This is a genomic window from Pseudomonas sp. A125, assembly GCF_055409485.1.
Genome location: NZ_JBUZVP010000027.1, coordinates 65,668 through 87,630, shown reverse-complemented (window position 1 = coordinate 87,630; position 21,963 = coordinate 65,668). Strand labels below are relative to the sequence as shown.

The window sequence follows — 21,963 nt, the reverse complement described above, 5'->3', positions numbered from 1 at the left end:
TAACTTTTTTGTCATGTGTAAGCCTGATTAAACTGCTCGGGTATTTCCCATTCCGAGTTGTAGTTCATGACCTCCCTCGCTGCTCCCGCACCCCTGGCCGCAGCCAAACCAAGCACCCTCAGCCCGCCCGTCTTCGGCCCACGCATCATCATCGGCCTGGTGGGCGTATTGCTCGCCGTGTTGGTGTCCGGCCTCAACGAGATGGTGACCAAGGTTGCCCTCGCTGACATTCGTGGTGCGATGTACATCGGCTTTGACGAAGGCACCTGGCTGGTGGCCGCGTACACCGCGACGTCGGTGTCGGCGATGGCCTTCGCGCCTTGGTGTTCGGTGACGTTTTCGCTGCGCCGTTTCACGCTCTGCGCCATCAGCTTGTTCACCGTACTCGGCGTGCTGTGTCCGTTCGCGCCGAACTACGAAAGTCTGTTGATCCTGCGCACCGTGCAGGGGCTTGCCGGTGGCGCCTTGCCGCCGATGCTGATGACCGTGGCCCTGCGCTTCCTGCCGGCTAACGTCAAGCTGTACGGCCTGGCGGGCTATGCCCTGACCGCAACCTTCGGCCCAAGCCTGGGTACACCGCTGGCGGCAATGTGGACCGAATACGTCGGCTGGCAATGGGCGTTCTGGCAGATCGTCGGGCCGTGCCTTTTGGCCATGGCGGCCGTGGCTTACGGCCTGCCTCAAGACCCGCTGCGCCTGGAGCGCTTCAAGCAGTTCAACTGGCGCGGCCTGCTGCTGGGGTTCCCCGCCATCTGCATGCTGGTGATCGGCCTGTTGCAGGGCAACCGCCTGGATTGGTTCGAGTCGCCGCTGATTACCTCATTGTTGATCGCAGGCCTGGTGCTGCTGGTGCTGTTCATGATCAACGAGTGGTCGCACCCGATGCCGTTTTTCAAGTTGCAGATGCTGGGGCTACGCAACCTGTCGTTCGCGCTGATCGTGCTCGCCGGGGTGCTGATCGTGCTATTGGCGGTCACCCTCATTCCGTCCAGCTACCTGGCTCAGGTGCAAGGCTACCGTCCGCTGCAAACTGCCCCGGTGATGCTGGTCATGGCGCTGCCGCAGTTGATCGCGCTGCCGTTGGTGGCGGCGCTGTGCAACCTGCGTTGGGTCGATTGCCGCTGGGTATTGGGCATCGGCTTGGGCATGTTGATTCTGTCCTGCGTGGGCGGGGCGCAGCTGACGTCGGCATGGATACGCGATGATTTCTATGGGCTGCAACTGCTGCAAATTTTCGGGCAGCCGATGGCGGTGCTGCCGTTGTTGATGCTCTCCACCGGCAGCATCACGCCACAGGACGGGCCGTTCGCCTCGGCATGGTTCAACACCGTCAAGGGTCTGGCCGCCGTGGTTGCCACGGGCGTGCTCGACGTGCTGACCACTCACCGCCTGCACTTTCACTCGACCATGTTGGTTGACAGCCTGGGCAACTCACCCCTGGCCGACGGCGATACCGCCGGCCTCGCCCATCGGCTGCACCAGCAGGCCGTGGTGCTCACCTCTTCGGATCTCTACTACGTCATGGCCGGCGTCGCGGCGGTGTTGATCCTGCTGATTTTCTGGATGCCGACGCGGATCTATCCGCCCCGCGCGCCGACTTGATTGCTCACTGAGCCAAAAGGATTGCCATGAAACGCAAAGACAAAATCGCCGTAACTGTCATCACCGTGTTCGCCGTGGGTGTGCTGGTTTACCTGCTGGCGCCGGGTGTATTCGGCAGCAAGCGCCAGAGTACCAACGACGCCTTCGTCGCCGCCGACTACACCCTGGTAGCGCCACGCGTGGCCGGTTTCATCAAGGACGTGCTGGTGGAAGACAACCAGCGGGTCAAGGCCGGCCAGTTGCTGGCGCTGATCGATGACCGTGATTTTCGCGCCGCCGCTCAAGCGGCCGACGCCGATACGCTGGTGGCCCGGGCGCAGTTGAAAAACGCCACCGCGACACTCGAGCGCCAAAGCTCGGTGATCGCCCAGGCCCAGGCCACGGTGGCGGCAGACCGCGCCGAAGTGGCGTTTGCCGAACACGAACTGAACCGCTACAACCACCTTGCGGGCGTAGGCGCCGGTACCGTGCAGAACGCCCAGCAAGCCAAGACCCGCATCGACCAGGCCACCGCGCGCCTGGCCAATGCCGCGGCGGTGCTGGCTGCCGAACGCAAGCAGGTGGAAATCCTCAGCGCCCAGCGTGACGCGGCAGACGGCGGTCTGAAGCGCGCCCAGGCCGCCCTGGAAATGGCCAGCTATCAACTGTCGTACACGCGCATCGTCGCGCCAGTGGACGGCATGGTCGGCGAGCGGGCGGTGCGGGTCGGCGCCTATGTGACGCCGGGCAGCAAGATCCTCGCCGTGGTGCCGTTGGCCGAGGCCTACGTGGTGGCCAATTTCCAGGAGACCCAACTGTCCCACATGCACGCTGGCCAAGCGGTGGAAGTGCGGGTCGACAGCCTCGACGGCGAAGTGCTCAAGGGGCACCTCGAAAGCCTTGCACCGGCCACCGGCGTGACGTTTGCCTCGGTCAAGCCCGACAACGCCACCGGCAACTTCACCAAGGTGGTGCAGCGCATTCCGGTGAAAATTATCCTGGAGCCCGGCCAGGCGCTGACCGAACGCCTGCGGGTCGGCATGTCGGTGCAAGCCAGCGTCGACACCCACGCGGCGGCCCAGCAACGTGAGGTGGCGCAGCAATGAGACGCCTTGCCTGGTTCACCTTGAGCCTGCTCACCCTGAGTGCCTGCACCGTCGGCCCGGACTTCCAGCGCCCGCAGAACCCTGTCGGCAAATGGACCGAACCCCAGGGCCGACAAGCCGCCAGCCACGCGGTCAACGACCCGCTGCAAGAGCGCTGGTGGGAGGTGTTCCACGACGCGCAACTCACCACGCTTACCCGTCGCGCGCTGACCGATAACCTCGACCTGAAACTCGCCAGCAGTCGCCTGCAACAAAGCCGTGCGGCGCGCCAGGTGATCACTTCCGAGCGCTACCCGACCGTCAACGCCACCGGCGATTACCTGCGCCAACGCAACAGCGCCGATGGCTTGAGCGACGCCTCGGGCAAGAACGGCCGCTCGGCGTTCAACCAGTGGGACATGGGTTTCTCTGCCGCCTGGGAACTGGACTTCTGGGGCCGGGTAAAGCGCGAAACCGAAGCCGCGGATGCCACCTTGCAAGTCGCCGAAAACGACCGCCGTGCCGTGCTGTTGTCAGTGCTGGCGGAAACCGCCCAGGACTACATCCAACTGCGCGGCGTGCAGAACACCCGGGCCGTCACCGAGCAAAACCTCGACGTGGCTCGCCACAGCCTGAAGCTGTCGCAACTGCGCCGGGCCGACGGGGTGGCCACTGACCTGGATGTAGCCGAAGCCGCCGCTCAAGTCGCCGCCATCGAGGCGCGCCTGCCGGACTTGCAGCAGCGCCAGGACCAGTTGATCAACGCCCTGAGCCTGCTGATGGGCGAGCCGCCACAAGCCCTGTATGCCGAGCTGTCCAAGGATGCCGCCGTGCCGCAGACCCAGTGCCAGGTCGCCATCGGCCTGCCGTCGCAACTGGCCGAGCGCCGCCCCGATATTCGCCAGGCCGAGGCCCGCTTGCATGCGGCCACCGCCTCCATTGGTGTGGCGAAGGGCGACTTTTACCCGCGCATTACCCTGTCCGGCAGTGTGGGCTCCCAGGCGTTGCAGTTGGCGGATTTCGGCTCGTGGAGTTCGCGTGCATTCGCTTTCGGCCCGCAACTGAGCCTGCCGATTTTCAACGGTGGCCGGCTGCAAGGCATGCTTGATCTGCGCGAAGCCCAGCAACAGGAAGCGGCCCTGGCTTACCAGCAAACCGTATTGCGGGCCTGGCATGAAATCGACGACCAGTTGACCCGCTACAACGCCAGCCAACTGCGCCGCGACAGCCTCGCCGAAGCGGTACGCCAGAACCAGATCGCCCTCACCACCGCGCAGCACCAGTACGTCGAAGGTGTAGTGGACTTCGTCAACGTGCTGACGGTGCAAAGCGCGTTGTTGGCGACGCAGGAGCAGTGGGTGGAAAGCTCCACCGGGGTTTCCCTGGCCATGGTCGGGTTGTACAAAGCGTTGGGCGGGGGCTGGGAGTCGGTGTATCCGGAACAGACGGCCGGGCGGTAAACATCCGGCACGCCAGCCCGGTGCCTGCAGTCAACGGACTGTGGGCACTCAAGGATTCTGCAAAAACACCACATACCCCCGAAACCACTCATTCCCTTTTAAATACCCCGGCTCCTCCCATTCCCCACCCTGGATCAACCCAATTTTGAACGCCACCCCCATCCGGTTCATCCGTGGCAGATACACCGCGTAATCCGGGATGCTGTGGCGGCCCTGATAGGTTTGCACCACCACTTCATCAACCACGCCCTTGAGTTGTGCGATGGCGGTGGGGTCTGCATGGCTGCTCCAGTCCATCAGCCCGGTGATGCTCAGGCGCAAGTCCTTGGGCAGGCGCTGGCGCAGGTCGCGCAGGAAGTCGGCGTATTCGTTGAGGTATTGAGTGCGCGCATCGAAGTCGATCTGGATACCCACCACCGGATTACCCGCGTCGCGCCAACGTTGCACCTGGCCGAGCATTTGGCCGTAGACCGACTCGGGCCAATGCAACGTGTGAGCCCGGTACACCACCCAGATTTCGCCTTGGGTGATGCGCGGCACACTCATGCCCTGGGCGATAAATTGCACGCCACGTCGGGGCGCGCGGCGGGTCGAGTTGATCTGGCCCTGGAGGATGTACAGGGTTTTCGCCTGCTTGAGCACCGGCTGCGGCGCGACGCCACTCCACAGCCAGAACGCGTCATGGTCATGGGCGTCCACCGCGCCGAAGGCCGGGCTTGCCAGCAGGAGCAGGGCCAGCCAGAAGGGCTTCACGGTTTACCAGTAGTACTGCAGCGACTTGCCCCACTGGGTGTCGGCAAACCCGGTTTTCAGCTGGCGGAACCAGCCTTTGCGCACGGCCTTGTCGACGTCTTCACCACCGCAGCTGTTATAGCCCGAAGGCCCATAGCAGTTGATGGCGCGAAACAGCGCGTAGGCCTTGTCGTTGTGAGGGGCCTTGGGGTTGCCGATCACCTGCTTGTAGCCTTCGAGCCGCGAGAAGGTTTCACCGTTGAAGGGCGAGGCGGTACTGCCCAGGCTGCCGGCGGAGCGCGCTTGTTCCAGCGGCATGCCGTCCAGGCCGTTACGCAGGATGAATTCACCCAGGCAGTTCAGTCCCTTGGGGTTTTTCGGGTCGGCCTGCAAGGTGCTGGCGATTTGCGCAATGTTCGGGCAGGTGTAGCCGGACTCGGCCTTGTCACCGTTCCAGCGAAACAGCGTCAACGACTGGCCGCCGCTGTAGACGTAACCCAGGCTGGTGCCGAGCTTGTCGTCGGGAACCGAGGCGGGCAGTTGTTTCAGGTCCTCGGCGAAGGTCTCGAATTGGCCGCGCAGCAGGTCTTTATAGAGCAGCGTGAATTGCGCGGTCTGGCGCTCGATCGGGTCGCTGGCGTTCGCAAGCTGCTGGCGCAGCAACTCCGGGCCGGCGACGTTGCGCAGCAGGATATAGCGCACCTGCCTGGCGTTGATCGGCGAGTCGGCGGCGAACACCTTGGCCAGTTGGCCGCTGCGCTCGTAGTTCATCGCCAGTGCCAGTTCAAGCTGGTCGCGTTGCAGCGGTTGTTTGGCCAGCGGCAGCAGTTGCAGCCACAGCGCCTCGGCGGATTTCCAGTCTTCCTTGGCTTCCAGCGCCAGGCCGCGCAGGGTTTGCTGGCTGAAGGCGAAATAATCGAGATTCGACGGTATGTCTTGTGGCAACAGCTTCAAGGCGCGGTCGGGCTGATGCTCGACGTACACGGCAAACGCCGCTTGCACGTAGGCATATAGCGCCGGTTCCTGAGCAAAAATCGATTTTTGCCCGTCAAGGGCTTCGCGAGTGAGCCTTGGCGGTTCACCTGCGCGCATCCACATCAGGTCGTTGAGGGCCAGGATCAACGGGTTGCCCACCGGTGCCGTGGTGCTGGTCAGCAGTTTGGTGTCGGCTTCCTGCACCAGTTCATCCAGCGACACGTTGCGCTGGGCATCGGTGGCCTGGGTCAGTTGCCAGGCGAAGTCGTTTGCCAGCTTGTCGGGGTTGGGCGCCAGCCAGTGCACCCGGCGCAGCAGGCCACGGGCGGAGGCGGCGTATTCGCCCTGTGGATAAGTTTTCAGGTACTCATCGAAACCCGTCTCGGCGCGTTGCAGGGCAGACTTATCCACATGCTCAAGCGACGGCGTGCCGTATTCATCGAAGGCATTTTGCTGGGCGTCGTTCAGCGCGGTGCGCGCAGTCATGTACAGCGCCGTTTCCTTGAGCCAGGGCAACGCGCTGGCTGTCAGCCCGGCAAAGCCTTTTTGCGCGTCGCTGAAGCGCCCGCTGTAAAAGTCGCCGGCGGCTTGCAGGTAGGCCAGCAATGCCTGGCCATCTGCCGATTTAAGCTGGCCGGCTTCGCTCGCGGCGATGCCGTCCGAGGAGCAACTGGCGAGCATCTGCAAGCGCAGTTTGGCCAGCAATTGGCGTTCGGCTTGCGGCACATCGGCTTTCACCGCCTGGCTGATAAACGCGGCGGCGCTGTCATCGGCGTTGCTGCGGCAACGGCTGCCTTCGCCGGAAAGGAAGGCTTCACCGGCAGTCTTGTAGTCATCGCGCTTGATGCCCAGCGGGTTGAGCAGTTCATCCAGTTCGGCGGTGCGCGAATCGTCGGGCTTGTTGTCGGGCTCATCGGTTGCGGGCGAGAGGCGATACACCGGGAACGGCACCGGGCCAAAGCCTTCGGAAAAGTCCTGCTCGCCCAGGGCGTTGGGCGCCAGCGGCATGACGTTCTTGTCTGCCAGCAGCAGCCGCAGGTTCACCCGGCTGTCATTACCCGGGCTCAGGAACGGCAGGTTGCTGCACACGTCCAGGCTGTTGCGCGATACCCGCCAGTCGGGGTAGCACGAGTCATCGGCACTGGCGTGGGCCTGAAAGGGCACGGTGGCGAGCAGTGTCAGTGCCAGGGGTGACAGAAAACCGATACGCATGAAGTGTCCTTGATCCTGGATCCATGGAAGGCAGCAATCATAGCCTGATCCGGCCAAAGCATCGGAGACGCCTCGCGCAAAATTCAGAATTGTCCGATTGGCGGATGGCGGTTCAAATCGCGCAAAACAGCGGGCGAATCGAGGCCTTTTGACCTAGAGTGGCGGGTGTTCGCGCAAGCGTAGGTTTGGAAGTGGGTGAGGAAGTAGAGGTGCGACGCTCTGTGGCGGAACAAGACAACAAGGCCGGGGCATTGCCCGTGCTCAATCCTGGCCTGTGGGAGAATGCCGGCTGGCTGGCTCGGTTGTGGTGGGTGCCGCTGGTGGCATTGGCCATGGCCGTGCGTTTCTATGGTTTGACCGCCTCCGCGATCTGGGGCGATGAAGGCTCAAGCCTGCTGCTCGCCGAGTATTCCCTGGAAGACCTGTGGTTTCACGCCGCCCATGACGTTCACCCGCCGCTGTATTTCTTCATGCTGCGCGGGTGGATCGAGGTGTTTGGCGACAGTGTTTTCTCCCTGCGCAGCATGAGTGCGATCCCCGGTGTGGTCGCCGTGGGCCTGGGAATCTGGCTGACGCGCCTGATTGCGACCCGCCGCGCGGCGGTACTGGCCGGGATCCTGCTGGCGTTGCTGCCCACGGCGGTGCGCTATAGCCAGGAAGTGCGGATGTATTCGCTGCTGGGCGTGTGGCTGCTGGCCGCCACCCTGGCATTGGTGTATTGGGTCCGCCAGCCTGAGCGGTCGCGCTATCTGGTGGCCTATGCGCTGTTGATGACGGCGGCTTTCTATACGCATTACTTCACCGCGTTGTGCGTGCTGGTGCACTGGGCCTGGCTGGTATTGCTGCGCCAGCCACGGGCCGGCGGCTTGCGCCTCGTCACACGTCCGGGCTGGTGGTTGGCCAACGTGATGATTGTGCTGCTGTACTTGCCCTGGCTGCCGAATTTACTGGGCCTGGTGCAGCACACCGAAGAACTCAAGGTGGGCGGTGATATTGGCTGGGAAGACCCGGTCAACCTGTATTCCGTGCCATCAATGGTGTGGCAGTTCCTCATTCAGGACCCGGGCGACCACGTGTGGCGGCCACTGTTTGTCGGTTTTCCGTTGTTGCTGCTGGCGCTGGTGGGCGTAACCGCCTGGCGCGACCAAAGCCGCTATCGCTTTGGCTGGCTGTTGGCGCTGTTCTTCATGCTGCCGGTACTGCTGGTCTATGGGGTTTCGTTTATTTCCCCGGTGTTTATCGAGCGGTATCTCACGGCCTATGCGATGAGTTTGCCGATCATCGTGGCGTTGGCCGTCGACCGTCTGTCACCGCGCCTGCCACTTGTAGCGGCAGCAACCTTCGTGCTGTTCGTCGGGGTCGAGTGGGTGGGCGTGAAGACCAACTCCACCGTTGATGAGCATGATCAATTCAACGTGGTGGTGGAGTTCGTCAATCGCAACTACCAGGAAGATGACCGCATCGTCATCAGCGACATGCTGTGGTACCTGCCCTACGTCTATTACGACGAGACCGACGCCCAGTTGCAGCTTTTCACACCGCCGACCGCCGCGGGCAAATCGACGCGGCCGAACGCCTATGGTTTTGGCACTTTGGTGGAGCAGGATGGCGGGCGAATTTACCTGGATCGCCTGTCGGCATTGCCGGCCGATATCCAGCGTGTGTGGCTGATCAGCGCCGCTGATGGCCCGGATGATTTTGCCCCATTGCCGGCAGGATGGCGCCATCTCAGCCAGCAGGATGGCGGAGGTGCACGGGCCCGACTGTTTGTGCTGTGTAACGCGCCGGCGAGCGTTCACAGGGATGGCTGCGACTAATCGGTGCCACTGCGCAGAGGTTTATGTTCGCCTGGGAGGCTAGACTCAGGTGAACCCCTTCTGCAGGAGCACACCATGCAATCCCCAGTCCACAGCTTGCCGTCGTTGTTCAAACAGCTCGGTTTATCGGACGACCCGGTGAGCATCGAGCGTTTTATCGCTGTGCATTCCCCACTCAAACCCGAACTGCACCTGGCAGATGCGTTTTTCTGGACGCCAGGCCAGAGGGCGTTTTTGCGTGAAGAGATTTTGGAGGATGCGGATTGGGCAGAGGTGGTGGACGAGTTGAATTTGTGGTTGAGAGAGGGGCGCGGGGTGTAATCCTGGGCTTAACGCTCTTTAAGAGAATTTTCATGTTGCTACGTCGCCCTTAAATAGACCAGAATAAAGTACTTAATTGAGGTCTTTATTATGCAAAGTGTTCTGGCCGATATGGCTGTCAGTGTTTCCGAGTTGAAAAAAAACCCCTCTGCCGTCATGAGCGGCGCTCACGGTGGGGCAGTTGCTGTGCTCAATCACAACCGCGTTATGGGATACATGGTTCCCGCCGATGTTTTCGAGGCGATGATGGAGCGGCTGGACGATCTGGATCTGGCGGATCTGGTTCGCTCTCGCCGCCACGAGACACCCGTGCCAGTGAACCTGGATGACCTATAAACTTGAGTTCCTGCCTTCTGCGCGAAAGGAATGGGACAAGCTGGGGCATACGTTACGCGAGCAATTCAAAAAGAAACTGGCAGAGCGCATCGGACTGCCCCGAGTCCCTTCAGACTCACTGCATGGGATGCCTGATTGCTACAAAATCAAGTTGCAGGCCTCCGGGTATCGACTGGTGTACCAAGTCATTGAAGAGAGGGTTGTAGTTTCGGTTGTTGCCGTTGGTAAGCGTGAACGCAGTGCCGTTTATGAGCGCGCGAAGAAACGTTGAGCGATGGATCACAAAAATCAAAACGAATCTGCTCGCCACCTATCCGCAAATTTGTATCAAAACTTGACTGCTTTGGATCCATCGACCATATTGATAGTTAGCAAACTAACTGTATGCGAAGAGTCCAGTGTCCCAGACCCTCGAACAACTCCAGATGAACATCAGCAGCAGCATGGTGGTAGGTGCCAGGACCTGGCGCAAAATCTGCCAGACCACGCTTGTGAGCTATGGCATCTCCGAAGCCTGCGCCGTGCCGCTGCTGATGATCGGCCGCCTCGGCGACGGTGTACATCAGGTCAAGGTGGCCCAGGCCGCCGGGATGGAAAGCCCGTCCCTGGTGCGCCTGTTGGACCAGCTGTGCGGCTCCGGCTACGTGTGCCGCACCGAAGACATCCACGACCGCCGCGCCAAGGCCTTGAGCCTCACCGAGCGTGGCCGCGAGCTGGTGCAGGCGGTGGAAGAGCAACTGGTGCGCCTGCGCCGCGAAGTGCTGGCGACGATCGCCCCCGATGACCTGGAAGCTGCTTTGCGTGTACTGCGGGCCTTCGAAGGCGCCAATCAACATCCCATGGTTGTGAGTTCTTGAACGGATTTTTTACCGGCATGCCGCCGGCCAGGGATTGGTTCTACGGCGTCAGGACATTCGCCGCCTCAATGATCGCGTTGTACATCGCCATGTTGATGCAGATGCCGCGTCCATACTGGGCGATGGCCACGGTGTACATCGTTTCCAGCCCGTTTGTCGGCCCTACCAGTTCCAAGGCGCTGTACCGCGCGGTCGGTACCTTCATGGGCGCGGCCGCTGCGGTGTTTTTTGTGCCGATGTTTGTGCAGACGCCCTACGTGCTGGTGGTGGTGATCGCGCTGTGGACCGGGATCCTGTTGTTCCTGTCCCTGCACCTGCGCACTGCCAACAGCTATGCGCTGATGCTGGCCGGCTACACTTTGCCGCTGATCGCCCTGCCGGTGGTGGATAACCCGCTGGCGGTGTGGGATGTGGCCGAAGCGCGTACCGAAGAAATCTTCCTCGGCATCGCCGTGGCGGCGGTGGTGGGGGCGATGTTCTGGCCGCGGCGCCTGGCGCCGGTGTTCGATGACTCGGTCAGCAAGTGGTTCGCCGACGCGCAGGTCTACAGCCAACGCTTTCTCAGCCGTAACGTGCAGCCCGAAGAAATCAGCACCCTGCGCGGCGGCATGGTCGCCACCTTCAACACCCTGGAATTGATGATCGGCCAACTGCCCCACGAGGGCTCGCGGCCGCAAACAGTGCGTAATACCAAGGAACTGCGCGGGCGGATGATCCACCTGCTGCCGGTGATCGACGCACTGGACGACGCCGTGTACGCCCTGGAACACCGCGCCCCGGAACTGCTCGAGCGCTTCACGCCGCTGCTGAACGCCGCCATCGAGTGGCTGGATGGCACGCGACAGGACGCGCCTATCGAACGCTGGCGCGCCTTGCGTGACCAGATCGAAGCCCTGCAACCCGACGCCGAAGCCCTGGACGATCGCCACCAGTTGCTGTTCTCCAACGCCCTGTATCGCCTGGGCGAGTGGGTGGATTTGTGGCAAGACTGCCGCAGCCTGCAGGCCGCTATCCAGTGCGAAAGCCAGGACAGCTGGCGCGCAGTCTACCGCCACTGGCGCCTGGGCCGGCTGACGCCATTTCTCGACCGTGGCCTGATGTTCTACTCGGCGTTTTCCACCGTCACGGCGATCATCGTCGCCTCGGTGCTGTGGATCCTGCTGGGCTGGACCGACGGCGGCAGCGCGGTGATCCTGGCGGCAGTCGCCTGCAGCTTCTTCGCCTCCATGGACGACCCTGCGCCGCAGATCTACCGGTTCTTTTTCTGGACGGCGATGTCGGTGCTGTTCGCCAGCCTGTACCTGTTTCTGGTGCTGCCCAACCTGCACGATTTCCCGATGCTGGTGTTGGCGTTTGCGGTGCCCTTTATCTGCATCGGCACGCTCACGGTACAGCCGCGTTTCTACCTCGGCATGCTGCTGACGCTGGTCAACACCTCGTCGTTCATCAGCATCCAGGGCGCCTATGACGCAGACTTCCTGGCCTTCGCCAACTCCAACCTGGCGGGCCCGGTGGGCTTGTTGTTCGCCTTCGTCTGGACCCTGATCGCCCGGCCGTTCGGCGCCGAACTGGCGGCCAAGCGCCTGACCCGTTTCAGTTGGCGTGACATCGTCACCCTCACCGAGCCTGCGACGTTGGCCGAGCACCGCAAGATGGGCGTGCAAATGCTCGACCGCCTGATGCAACATTTGCCGCGCCTGGCCATGACCGGCCAAGACACCGGCATCGCCCTGCGCGAAGTTCGGGTGGCGCTGAACCTGCTGGACCTGCTGGCGTACTCGCCGCGCATCCTCGGCGTCCCGCGGGTGCTGTTGAATCAGGTGGTGGAAGGCGTCGGCGGTTACTTCAAGGCCTGCCTCAAGGCCGGTGAACGTCTGCCGGCCCCCAGTGGTCTGCTGATGACCCTCGACCGTACCCGCCGCGCCCTCAACGGCCAGGGCCTGCAAGGCGAGGACGAAACCCGCCTGCACTTGCTGCACGCCCTCAGCGGCTTGCGCCTGGCGTTGTTGCCCGGCGTGGAATTTCTTGGCGGCACAGAGATGGAAGCGCCGTTACCCGATGGAGCGCCTTTATGATCGGTGATCTGGATATCAGCGGGGTGTTCCTGCCCACGCTGTTGGTGCTGATGGGCATTACGTACGTGTTGTACCTGGTGGTGCACGGGCTGTTGACCCGCGTCCACTTCTATCGCCTGGTCTGGCACCGGGCATTGTTCAATGTGGGTCTCTACGCTCTGTTGCTGGGCGCAGTGGACTCACTCAGTCGATACCTCATGACATGAAAAAACCTTTTTTGACCATCGGCCGTGTAGTCCTGACGTTATTGGTGGTGACCTTCGCCTGCGTCGTGGTGTGGCGCATGGTGATGTACTACATGTTCGCGCCGTGGACCCGTGACGGTCACATCCGTGCCGACATCGTGCAGATCGCCCCGGACGTGTCCGGGCTGATCCAGCAAGTGGACGTGCGCGACAACCAGTTGGTGGTGCGCGGCCAGGTGTTGTTCTCCGTCGACCAGGACCGCTTCAAGCTGGCCTTGCGCCAAGCTCAGGCCGCTGTGGCCGACCGCCAGGAAACCCTGGCCCAGGCCGTGCGCGAGAACAAGCGTAACCGCGGCCTTGGCAACCTGGTGGCCAGCGAGCAACTGGAAGAAAGCCAGTCCCGCGTGGCCCGTGCCCAATCGGCCCTGGCCGAGTCGCAAGTGGCGGTGGATGCCGCGCAGCTCAACCTGGACCGTTCGGTGATCCGCAGCCCCGTGGACGGCTACATCAACGACCGTGCACCGCGTAACCAGGAGTTCGTGACCGCTGGGCGCCCGGTGTTGTCGGTGGTGGACAGCAACTCCTTCCACATCGATGGTTATTTTGAAGAGACCAAGCTCGATGGCATTCACGTTGGCCAGAGCGTCGACATCCGCGTGATCGGCGACAACGCTCGCCTGCGCGGGCATGTGCAAAGCATCGTGGCCGGGATCGAAGACCGCGACCGCACCAGCGGCTCCAACCTGCTGCCCAACGTCAACCCGGCGTTCAGCTGGGTGCGCCTGGCCCAGCGGATTCCGGTGCGCATCGCGTTTGACGACGTACCGGCAGACTTCCGCATGATTGCCGGGCGTACCGCCACCGTGTCGATCATCGGTGACAAACCCACGTCGGAGAACCAGCCATGAAACGGCTTTTAGCAACCGCCGGGCTGGGGTTGTTGCTGTCGGCCTGCCAAGTGGTGGGGCCCGATTACACGCTGCCCGACAAGGCGGCCGTGAACCGCGGTGACCTTCAGGGCCAGTTGGCCGGGGAGGGCAACAATGTGGTGTCGGCGCCGGTGCCGGCGGATTGGTGGAAGCTCTATCAAGACCCACGTTTGGATAAGCTGGTGGAGCAGGCCATGGCCTCCAACACCGACTTGCGGGTGGCCGCGGCCAACTTGCAGCGCTCGCGCTATCAGGTGCAGCAAGCCGAGTCTGCCGGGGGGTGGAGTGCTGGCGCCAAGGCGGAAGCCCAGCGCCTGCAAGAGTCCGGTGAGGCCTACTTACTGACGGAAAAAGTCCCGGTGGCGAATATCGGCAGTGCCAGCATCAGCACTTCCTACCAGTTCGATTTGTTCGGCACCTTGCAGCGCGGCATCGAAAGCTCCCAGGCCACTGCCGATGCGGCCCAGGCGGCTGCCGATATCGCCCGCATCACCTTGGTGGCGGATGTGGTGCGCTCCTACACCCAAGTGTGCGCGGCCAACGAAGAGCTGGCGATTGCCAACGAATCACTGGACCTGCAAGCCCAGAGCACGCACCTGACCCAGCGCCTGCGGGACGCCGGGCGCGGCGATGAAACCCAGGTCACCCGTTCGCAAACCCAATACAAATCCTTGCGCGCCGAAATGCCGCGTTATGAAGCACTGCGCCAGGCCGGGTTGTTCCGCCTGTCGATGTTGCTGGCCAAGCCGCTGAATCAACTGCCGGCCGGCACCGCTCAATGCGCCGAGCTGCCGCATATCGCGCAGTTACTGCCGGTAGGCGACGGCGCCATGCTGCTCAAGCGCCGCCCTGATGTGCGCCAGGCCGAACGCCAACTGGCGGCTGCCACCGCACGCATCGGTGTGGCCACCGGCGCGCTGTACCCGGATATCAGCATCGGCGCCACCGTGGGCACCGTCGGTATCCTGGATGACCTGGGCACGCCGGCCACCAACCGTTGGGGCTTTGGCCCGCTGATCAGCTGGACGCTGCCGACCAACGGTGCACGAGCGCGCATCCACGAAGCCGAAGCCGCGACCCAGGGCGCCCTGGCGCACTTTGACGGCGTGGTGCTCAACGCCATCCGCGAAACCCAGACGGGCCTGGCGCAATACACCGCGCAACTGCAACGCCGCGACGCGTTGGCCGATGCCGGCGCGTCGGCCAAAGAGGCGGCAGAGCAGACACACCGGTTCTTCCAGGCCGGCCGTGCGTCGTTCCTGGCCGACCTGCAAGCCACTCGCACCTACACCGATGTGCGGGCGCAGTTGGCAGCGGCAAACACTCAGGTTGCCATGAGCCAGATCGATTTGTTCCTGGCCCTGGGCGGCGGCTGGGAAAGTGGACGAACGCAAGCCACACAAGCCAGCAAACCCTGAGCTGATTGCTATGCTTTGAACAGCAGGCTGCCGTGACGGCCTGCTGGTCACTGCTCGCGTTTGCTCATGGGGATTACAATAATGAAAAACCCTTATGCTCCCGCTTTCTGGTGCGTGTTCTTCGCACTGGTGTTGCTATCGGCGACTTACTTCTACGGCATCATGCTGGCCCATCAAATCGACAAGGCCATGGTGTTCCTCGACAGCGCCAGCGCGCTGATTGCGGTGCTGTCCATCGGCGTGGTGGCTTGGGCCACCTACCAAGGCCAGCGAATCAAGCGACGACTGCTCGAACAAGGCAAGACCCGCGTGGCGATCTGGGACACCAAAGTCGCCCTGCGCCGGGTCGAGACGGTGTTCGACCGCTACTTCTGGGGCAGCTACTGGCAGCCGGGGCGCACCTTTCAGGAAGTCATGGGTGAACTGACCGGCACGCCGCTGGAAAAAAGCCTCGAAGCCCTGAAGAAACAATGCGTGATGCTCGACCGGCAGGTCGCCGACGGACGGCATTGGCTGAATAACGCGCGGGAATTATCCGACGTGGCCACCGCGATGGCGCGGGAGCGTTACCAGCTGGATTTTTATGATCCCAAGTCGGATACGCCGGGCAATGCTGTGATTCACCGCGAGTTTGAAGTGCTGGTGTATACGTGGACGGCGCGCCTGAAGAGCTTTGATCATCAGCTCGATGAGATCGAAACCGAGTATTCCTGAGGGACCTTTCATTGTGATTGGGTGCCTATGCTAATCTTCCCCGGATTTCGGCGGGCTTGAGCCGACACCCTTCGGGGTTCAGGGAAGACAGCCCACTTCACAGGATTTGATCAGGTCACTACATGAATAAGCCAGCAGTCGTTCTCTTGGGTATCGTCGTCGCCATCGGTGCAATCAGCGCAGGCGGTGCCTGGTACACCGGCAAGCAACTGGAGCCGGTACTGCAAACTGCCATCCAGGATGCCAACAAGGAACTGCAGACCTCCATGGCCGGCGTCGACGGTACCGTGACCCTGGAACTGGTCTCCCTCGACCGCCAGCTGTTCAGCAGCACCGCCCACTATCGCCTGAAGGCCCAGGGCGCGGTGTTCGGCGAAAACCACCAGGACACCGAACTGCTGTTCGTCGACCATATCGAACACGGCCCGCTGCCGTTCTCGCGCCTGGTGTCGCTGAAGTGGCTGCCGGTGATGGCCACCAGTCACTACGAACTTGAGAAAAACCCCACCACCGAAAAATGGTTCGCCGCCAGCAAAGACGTATCACCGCTCAAAGGCGTGGCCAACATCGGCTATGACCGCTCGGTGACCGGCAACATCGAACTGCTGCCCCTGGACCTCAAGGACGACAAGTCGGCCGTGAGCTTCTCCGGCGCCAACCTGGACTTCGACTCCACTGCCGAAGGCAAGAAGGTCAAGGCCAGCGGCTACATGGACAGCCTCAAGGTCTCGGTCATCGACGCCAACAACGCCAAGCTGGACGCTGAACTGAGTGGCCTGACCATCGCCAGTAACCTGGAAAAAACCACTTTTGGTTTCTACACCGGGCAAAACACTGTCGAGCTGACCAACACTAAGGTCACCTTCGGCCCGCAGCAAGCCGTGCTGACCCTCAAGAACTTTGAGCAGAAAGACAGCAGCGAAACCAAGGACAACAACCTGGCTGGCCGTGTCGACTACAAGATCGACGAGATCGGTTACCAGGGCAAGCCTGTCGGTTCGGCGGCCATGGCGGTGAGCATGAAGAACGTCGACATCCCCTCGATGCTGGTGCTGACCAAGCTCTACCAGGAAAAAGTGCAGCCGGCTCAAGCGGCAGCCGCTGCCGGCCAGCCCGTGCCTGAGCTGCAACTGACTGAAGCCGAGCAGACCCTCGCCCAGGCCAATGTCGACCAACTGCTGTCTGCCAAGCCGCAAGTGGCGGTGGAAAACCTGTCGCTGAAAACCACCAATGGCGAGAGCCGCTTCAACCTGGTGGTAGACCTGGCCAAGCCGTCGAGCATGGACCTGCCGTCGGTTGAGCTGGGCAAGCAGATCGTTGCGCTGCTGGACGCCAACCTGACGCTGTCCAAGCCGATGATCCAGGACGTCGCCGGCCTGCAGGCGCAGATCGGTGGTGTGACCGACCCGAAAGCCATCGAGCAGCAAGCCCAGATGGCCAGCGAGATGATCAGCGGCATGGCCGTGGGCACTCAACTGGCGACTTTGGTGGGCACCGATATCGTGTCCAAGCTGCACTACGCCAACAATGAAGTGACCTTCAACGGGCAGAAAATGACCGTCGAGCAATTCATTGGCTTCGTGCTGGGCAAGATCGGCGCGGTCAGCGGCGCTCAATAAGACTCGGCTCAAAGTGATGTAGGCCAATTCTGAACAATTGTTCTGAATTGGCCTTTTTTGTACCCCTCTCAAGGATATTGCGCCCCAGGAAAGCTTGGCCGGGTCATTAGATACCGGTCGCCTGGTGTGCCCTCCAGGTGAATTTATCGCTACAGCTTTCCGTGGAAGGAAGCTGACGATATGTCGCGTAATGTTCATCCGTTTATCCGCCTGGCCCTGTGCAGCCAGCTGCTGTGGCCCGTCGTGGCGTCGGCCGATGCTGCCTATGATTCGCTGATCAACCAGGCCCGCAGCGGCAACTACGGCCCGGCCCTTAATCTGTTGCGTCAATTGCCCGCCGAGCGCCAGACGCCGGGGCAGGTCAGCGATCACCTGTTGATTGCCAGCTGGGCGCGCCAGGACGCCGAGGTACTGACGGTCTACGAGGCCCAGGGCCGCAGTCGCGTCCTCACCACCCAGGCGCTGGCCACCGTCGCCCGCACTTATCGCAACCAACAGCGTTGGGAACCGGCGATTGCCGTGTATCGCCAGGCGTTGCTGCGCGTGCCGAATAACCCGGACCTGCAACTGGGCCTGGCCCTGACCCAGGCAGACGCCGGGCAAACTGCCGAAGCTGTGCAGCGCACTCGCGCCCTGGTGGCTGCCAAACCCGACGATGTTGACCGCCGCATGGCCCTGGGTTACGCCTTGACCCGTGCCGGTTCCACCTATGACGCGCTGTTCGAATTCGACCAGGCCTTTATCCGTGCCGGCAACACACCTGAAGTCGCCCGCGAATACATCGTCGCCCTGCAACGCGCGCGTCTGCCGGAGCCGGCCTTGCGCCTCGCTGCCCGGCGCCCAGGCCTGTTGGACCCGGTCACCCAACGCCGCCTCGAAGGGGACCTGGCTGCCGAGCGTGTGCGCATGGCTGAGTTCGCGACTCGCGGTGAAAAAGAGCGCTACGTCATCGCCGACCGTGCCCTCAAGGATTACGACCAACTACTCACCACCTGGACACCGGATGCCAGCGCCCATGACGACGTGGTGCGCTGGCGCATCGACCGCCTGGGCGCGCTGAAAGCCCGGGCGCGCACCGCCGAGGTGATCCGCGATTACGAAGTGCTCAAGAGTGAAGGCGTGCAACTGCCGACCTACGCGCTGCGCTGGGTCGCCGCGGCCTACCTCGACCAGCGCCTGCCGGAAAACGCAGCGCCGCTGTATCGCCAGGCACTTGCAGCAAGCGACGCCGATGCTGGCGATCACGTCGAAGACAGCACCGCGCTGTTCTACGCCTTGCTCGAAAACGATCAAGTGGTGGAAGCCCGCGAAGTCGCGGACAACCTGGCGAGCACCCAGAAACCCCGGGTCGAGCTCAAGGGCTTGCCCATTGGCAACCCCAACGATGCCTGGATGGACGCCCAACAATTGGCCGCCCAGGCCGGCACCTATGGCGCCGACCTGCCCGCCAGCGAAACAGGCCTGGAAGCCCTGGTGCAACAGGCGCCCGGCAATATCGGCCTGCGCCTGGCCCAGGCCGATATGTACCGTGCCCGCGACTGGCCACGGCGCGCCGAAAACACCCTCAAGGAAACCGAAGCCCAGGCCCCGCGCGACATCGGCCTGGAAGTCTCCCAAGGCCACACCGCGCTGGATTTACAGGAGTGGCGCCAGCTCGACGCACTCACCGACGACGTGGTCGACCGCGCCCCGGACAACCGCCAGGTGCAGCGCCTCAGCCGCCTGCGGGATGTGCACGACACGGCCGAATTGCGCGTAGAGGCCTACACCGGCAAAAGCAACGGCGGCGGCGATAACGGCGCGGGCGCGGTCTCGGGCAGCCGCGATTTCGGCATCGAAACCTTGCTCTACAGCCCGCCCATCGACGAAGACTGGCGCGTGTTCGGCGGGGCCGGCTATGCCACCGCCGATTTCGAAGAAGGCACCGGCCAACACCGCTGGCAGCGCCTCGGTGTAGAGCGGCGCACCCGCGATATGACCCTGGAAGCCGAGGTGTCCAATCACTCCTACGGCTTTGGCGATAAGCAGGGCGCACGCATCGCGATTGCCCGCGACATCAATGACCAATGGCAGTACGGCGCCAGCCTCGACTACCTGTCCGCCAGCACCCCGTTGCGGGCACTGAATGCCGACATTACTGCCAACGGCGGCAGCGGTTTTATCCGCTGGCGCGCCAACGAAAGCCGCGAATGGAAACTGGCCCTGAGCCCGTCCCACTTCAGCGACGGCAACAGCCGCCTCGAAGCGCTGCTCACTGGTCGCCAGGGCGTGTACAGCTCGCCAGGTGTGCAAGTCGACCTGGGCCTGGAAGTCGGCACCAGCCGCAACACCAAGCAAGACACGCCGTACTTCAACCCGCGCTCGGACGTAAGCGTGCTGCCCACGGCCACCGTCAACCACGTGCTCTACCACCGCTACGAAACCCAGTGGAGCCAGCAGTTCCAGGTGGGGGCGGGCACCTACAGCCAGCGCGACTACGGCACTGGCGGCGTTGCATTGGTGGGCTACGGCCAGCGGTTTCGCTGGAACGACGTGCTCGAAACCGGCGCCAACCTCAGCTGGATCAGCCGACCTTATGACGGTGAGCGCGAAAGCGACCTGCGCCTGATCGTCGACCTCACCTACCGCTTCTAGAAGAGTCCGATCATGCCTGTCTTGTCCCGTTGCCTGTTGGCCCTGGGGTTAATGCTGAGTAGCGCTTGCGCCCAGCAACCCGCGCCTTTCACTCCACCCGCCGAGCGGCTCAAGCCTGCCAATGAAGCCGCGTGGCCGAAGAACCATTTTCTCGGGATTGCCTACCACGACATCGAGGACCGCGACCCCGACCAGGCTGTGGTGGCGGTGCGCACCGAGCGCTTGATCGAGCAGTTGGCGTGGCTGCGGGAGAACGGCTACCAGCCGGTCACCGTTGACCAGATTTTGGCCGCCCGCAACGGCGGCCCGGAGCTGCCGGCGAAGGCGATCATGCTCAGTTTCGATGACGGCTACGCGAGCTTCTACACCCGTGTGATGCCGATCCTGCGCAGCTACAACTGGCATGCGCTGCTGGCGCCGGTGGGTTCGTGGGTGGATACGCCGCTGAACCAGCCAGTGGATTTCGCCGGCACGCCACGGCCGCGTTCGGACTTCCTGACCTGGCAGCAGGTGCGCGAAATCGCCCAATCCGGCCTGGTAGAAATCGCCGCGCACACCGACGCCAATCACAAAGGCGTGCTGGCCAACCCACAGGGCAACCTGCAACCGGCGGCCACCACCCGACGCTTTGACCCGGCCACCAATCGCTACGAAACCGAAGCGCAGTTCCAGGCGCGGATGCGCACCGACGTGACGGCTATCTCCAACAAGATCCGCGCCGTCACTGGCAAGGCGCCGCGTGTGTGGGTGTGGCCTTATGGCGCGGCCGACGGTACCTCATTGGCGGTGGTGGGCGAGCAGGGCTACCAGATGGCCCTGACCCTGGAAGACGGTCTCGACAGCCTCGGCAACCTGATGAGCAGCCCGCGTTTCCTGGTGGCCTCCGACCCGGACGGCGAACACTACGCCAACGCCATCGTCGCGACCCAGACAGAAGCGCCACTGCGGGTGCTGCATGTGGACCTGGACAACGTCTACGACCCGGACCCGGAACAGCAGGTGCGCAACCTCGACAAGCTGATCCAGCGCGTGGTCGACATGGGCGCCAGCACCGTGTTCCTGCAGGCTTTCGCCGACCCCAAGGGCGATGGCCTGGTGCGTTCGCTGTACTTCCCCAACCGCCATTTGCCGGTGCGCGCCGACCTGTTCAACCGCGTCACCTGGCAACTGCGCACCCGGGCCCACGTGAACGTATTTGCCTGGATGCCGGTGCTCAGTTTCGCCCTCGATTCGAAGCTGCCCCGCGTTACCCGTTGGGACCCGCAAACCGGCAAGGTCGCCATCGACCCGGACCAGTACCAGCGCCTGTCGCCGTTTGACCCAAAAGTGCGGCAGATCATCGGTGAGATCTACGAAGACCTGGCCCGCACCAGTGCCATCGACGGCGTGCTGTTCCACGACGACGCGGTGCTGTCGGACTTTGAAGATGCCAGCCCGTTGGCGCTCAAGGCCTACGCCGCCAACGGCCTGCCGGACACCCTCGAAGCCCTGCGCGCCGACCCGGCAGTGATGCAACGCTGGACCCGTTTCAAGAGCCGCTACCTCATCGACTTCACCCACGAACTGGCGGCCAAGGTCCGCACGCTGCGCGGCCCGCAAGTACAGACCGCACGCAATATCTTCGCCGAGCCGATGCTCAATCCGGGCAGTGAAGCCTGGTTCGCGCAGAACCTCGACGACTTCCTCACCAGCTACGACTGGACCGCGCCGATGGCCATGCCGCTGATGGAAGGCCAGGACCTCAAAGGCTCCAATGCCTGGCTGGAAAAACTCGTGGCCACCGTCAAGGCACGTCCCGGCGCACTGCAACGCACCGTCTTCGAGCTACAAGCCAAGGACTGGCGCACCCAGGCCGCCCCGGACCTTTCCGGCGCGCAAATGGCCGAGTGGATGGGCGTGCTCAAGCGCCAGGGCGTGACCAGTTTTGGCTACTACCCCGACAACTTCCTGGAGAATTCGCCGGACCTGAAAACCGTGCGTCCGGCCCTTTCCAACCAGTGGAATCCTTGACTC

18 protein-coding genes are annotated in these 21,963 nt (G+C 62.9%); 16 read left to right on the top strand and 2 right to left on the bottom strand.

Going from position 1 to position 21,963, the window contains the following annotated elements:
* Positions 1 to 66: 66 nt before the first annotated feature.
* From ACZRN6_RS28460 to ACZRN6_RS28450, 3 genes are read left to right on the top strand one after another with little or no spacing between them, the layout of a single operon-like run.
* A complete protein-coding gene (locus tag ACZRN6_RS28460) occupies positions 67 to 1,602 on the top strand; it encodes an MFS transporter (protein ID WP_464009378.1) in 1,536 nt (511 codons plus the stop codon).
* Positions 1,603 to 1,628: 26 nt separating this feature from the next.
* On the top strand, positions 1,629 to 2,687 hold the full coding sequence (locus tag ACZRN6_RS28455) for an HlyD family secretion protein (RefSeq protein WP_322142698.1): 1,059 nt from the start codon (positions 1,629 to 1,631) through the stop codon (positions 2,685 to 2,687).
* On the top strand, positions 2,684 to 4,126 hold the full coding sequence (locus tag ACZRN6_RS28450; protein ID WP_464009377.1) for an efflux transporter outer membrane subunit: 1,443 nt from the start codon (positions 2,684 to 2,686) through the stop codon (positions 4,124 to 4,126). Before ACZRN6_RS28455 ends, ACZRN6_RS28450 begins: the two co-directional genes overlap by 4 nt.
* A gap of 48 nt (positions 4,127 to 4,174) precedes the next feature.
* Here the strand turns inward: ACZRN6_RS28450 and ACZRN6_RS28445 are convergent, their stop codons facing one another.
* Together ACZRN6_RS28445 and ACZRN6_RS28440 are read right to left on the bottom strand one after the other, a co-directional pair.
* Positions 4,175 to 4,879, bottom strand: a complete 705-nt coding sequence (locus ACZRN6_RS28445) for a DUF3142 domain-containing protein (RefSeq protein ID WP_464009376.1) — start codon at positions 4,877 to 4,879, stop codon at positions 4,175 to 4,177.
* 3 nt (positions 4,880 to 4,882) lie between these two features.
* Complete coding sequence (locus ACZRN6_RS28440; RefSeq protein ID WP_464009375.1) at positions 4,883 to 7,045, bottom strand: PA5441 family protein; 2,163 nt, start codon at positions 7,043 to 7,045, stop codon at positions 4,883 to 4,885.
* A 209-nt stretch (positions 7,046 to 7,254) separates the two neighbouring features.
* Here ACZRN6_RS28440 and ACZRN6_RS28435 point away from each other — a divergent pair, with 209 nt between their 5' ends.
* The 13 genes from ACZRN6_RS28435 (at position 7,255) to pgaB (ending at position 21,960) form a co-directional block, all read left to right on the top strand.
* On the top strand, positions 7,255 to 8,862 hold the full coding sequence (locus ACZRN6_RS28435) for a glycosyltransferase family 39 protein (RefSeq protein WP_464009374.1): 1,608 nt from the start codon (positions 7,255 to 7,257) through the stop codon (positions 8,860 to 8,862).
* A gap of 75 nt (positions 8,863 to 8,937) precedes the next feature.
* Entirely contained in the window at positions 8,938 to 9,183 is a 246-nt protein-coding gene (locus tag ACZRN6_RS28430) for a DUF2789 domain-containing protein (protein ID WP_322142703.1), read from the top strand.
* Between the two features lie 90 nt (positions 9,184 to 9,273).
* On the top strand, positions 9,274 to 9,519 hold the full coding sequence (locus tag ACZRN6_RS28425) for a type II toxin-antitoxin system Phd/YefM family antitoxin (protein ID WP_323570969.1): 246 nt from the start codon (positions 9,274 to 9,276) through the stop codon (positions 9,517 to 9,519).
* On the top strand, positions 9,509 to 9,790 hold the full coding sequence (locus ACZRN6_RS28420) for a type II toxin-antitoxin system RelE family toxin (protein ID WP_464009373.1): 282 nt from the start codon (positions 9,509 to 9,511) through the stop codon (positions 9,788 to 9,790). The genes ACZRN6_RS28425 and ACZRN6_RS28420 overlap by 11 nt, the downstream gene beginning before the upstream one ends.
* Positions 9,791 to 9,944: 154 nt before the next feature.
* A complete protein-coding gene (locus ACZRN6_RS28415; protein WP_322148591.1) occupies positions 9,945 to 10,376 on the top strand; it encodes a MarR family winged helix-turn-helix transcriptional regulator in 432 nt (143 codons plus the stop codon).
* Positions 10,373 to 12,451 (top strand): FUSC family protein, encoded by a 2,079-nt coding sequence (locus tag ACZRN6_RS28410; protein WP_464009372.1) that lies wholly within the window; start codon positions 10,373 to 10,375, stop codon positions 12,449 to 12,451. Before ACZRN6_RS28415 ends, ACZRN6_RS28410 begins: the two co-directional genes overlap by 4 nt.
* A complete protein-coding gene (locus ACZRN6_RS28405) occupies positions 12,448 to 12,657 on the top strand; it encodes a DUF1656 domain-containing protein (protein WP_003218193.1) in 210 nt (69 codons plus the stop codon). Before ACZRN6_RS28410 ends, ACZRN6_RS28405 begins: the two co-directional genes overlap by 4 nt.
* The gene (locus tag ACZRN6_RS28400; protein ID WP_258343091.1) at positions 12,654 to 13,544 is read left to right on the top strand and encodes an efflux RND transporter periplasmic adaptor subunit; all 891 of its coding nucleotides are present in this window, start codon (positions 12,654 to 12,656) and stop codon (positions 13,542 to 13,544) included. Before ACZRN6_RS28405 ends, ACZRN6_RS28400 begins: the two co-directional genes overlap by 4 nt.
* Positions 13,541 to 14,983, top strand: coding sequence for an efflux transporter outer membrane subunit (locus ACZRN6_RS28395; protein WP_464009371.1), 1,443 nt, complete (start codon positions 13,541 to 13,543; stop codon positions 14,981 to 14,983). The genes ACZRN6_RS28400 and ACZRN6_RS28395 overlap by 4 nt, the downstream gene beginning before the upstream one ends.
* Positions 14,984 to 15,064: 81 nt before the next feature.
* Positions 15,065 to 15,697 carry an NADH:ubiquinone oxidoreductase subunit N gene (locus ACZRN6_RS28390; RefSeq protein WP_258343094.1) on the top strand — a complete coding sequence of 211 codons (633 nt, stop codon included), beginning with the start codon at positions 15,065 to 15,067 and terminating at the stop codon, positions 15,695 to 15,697.
* 122 nt (positions 15,698 to 15,819) lie between these two features.
* Positions 15,820 to 17,316 (top strand): YdgA family protein, encoded by a 1,497-nt coding sequence (locus ACZRN6_RS28385; protein WP_322142706.1) that lies wholly within the window; start codon positions 15,820 to 15,822, stop codon positions 17,314 to 17,316.
* A 180-nt stretch (positions 17,317 to 17,496) separates the two neighbouring features.
* On the top strand, positions 17,497 to 19,950 hold the full coding sequence (pgaA, locus tag ACZRN6_RS28380) for a poly-beta-1,6 N-acetyl-D-glucosamine export porin PgaA (protein ID WP_464009370.1): 2,454 nt from the start codon (positions 17,497 to 17,499) through the stop codon (positions 19,948 to 19,950).
* Between the two features lie 12 nt (positions 19,951 to 19,962).
* A complete protein-coding gene (gene pgaB / locus ACZRN6_RS28375; RefSeq protein WP_464009369.1) occupies positions 19,963 to 21,960 on the top strand; it encodes a poly-beta-1,6-N-acetyl-D-glucosamine N-deacetylase PgaB in 1,998 nt (665 codons plus the stop codon).
* The last annotated feature ends 3 nt before the right edge of the window (positions 21,961 to 21,963 follow it).

Coding starts and splice junctions, on each gene's coding strand:
- ACZRN6_RS28460 (WP_464009378.1), top strand. CDS start 67: ATGACCTCCCTCGCTGCTCCCGCACCCCTGGCCGCAGCCAAACCAAGC.
- ACZRN6_RS28455 (WP_322142698.1), top strand. CDS start 1,629: ATGAAACGCAAAGACAAAATCGCCGTAACTGTCATCACCGTGTTCGCC.
- ACZRN6_RS28450 (WP_464009377.1), top strand. CDS start 2,684: ATGAGACGCCTTGCCTGGTTCACCTTGAGCCTGCTCACCCTGAGTGCC.
- ACZRN6_RS28440 (WP_464009375.1), bottom strand. CDS start 7,045: ATGCGTATCGGTTTTCTGTCACCCCTGGCACTGACACTGCTCGCCACC.
- ACZRN6_RS28430 (WP_322142703.1), top strand. CDS start 8,938: ATGCAATCCCCAGTCCACAGCTTGCCGTCGTTGTTCAAACAGCTCGGT.
- ACZRN6_RS28425 (WP_323570969.1), top strand. CDS start 9,274: ATGCAAAGTGTTCTGGCCGATATGGCTGTCAGTGTTTCCGAGTTGAAA.
- ACZRN6_RS28420 (WP_464009373.1), top strand. CDS start 9,509: ATGACCTATAAACTTGAGTTCCTGCCTTCTGCGCGAAAGGAATGGGAC.
- ACZRN6_RS28415 (WP_322148591.1), top strand. CDS start 9,945: ATGAACATCAGCAGCAGCATGGTGGTAGGTGCCAGGACCTGGCGCAAA.
- ACZRN6_RS28405 (WP_003218193.1), top strand. CDS start 12,448: ATGATCGGTGATCTGGATATCAGCGGGGTGTTCCTGCCCACGCTGTTG.
- ACZRN6_RS28400 (WP_258343091.1), top strand. CDS start 12,654: ATGAAAAAACCTTTTTTGACCATCGGCCGTGTAGTCCTGACGTTATTG.
- ACZRN6_RS28395 (WP_464009371.1), top strand. CDS start 13,541: ATGAAACGGCTTTTAGCAACCGCCGGGCTGGGGTTGTTGCTGTCGGCC.
- ACZRN6_RS28390 (WP_258343094.1), top strand. CDS start 15,065: ATGAAAAACCCTTATGCTCCCGCTTTCTGGTGCGTGTTCTTCGCACTG.
- ACZRN6_RS28385 (WP_322142706.1), top strand. CDS start 15,820: ATGAATAAGCCAGCAGTCGTTCTCTTGGGTATCGTCGTCGCCATCGGT.
- pgaA (WP_464009370.1), top strand. CDS start 17,497: ATGTCGCGTAATGTTCATCCGTTTATCCGCCTGGCCCTGTGCAGCCAG.
- pgaB (WP_464009369.1), top strand. CDS start 19,963: ATGCCTGTCTTGTCCCGTTGCCTGTTGGCCCTGGGGTTAATGCTGAGT.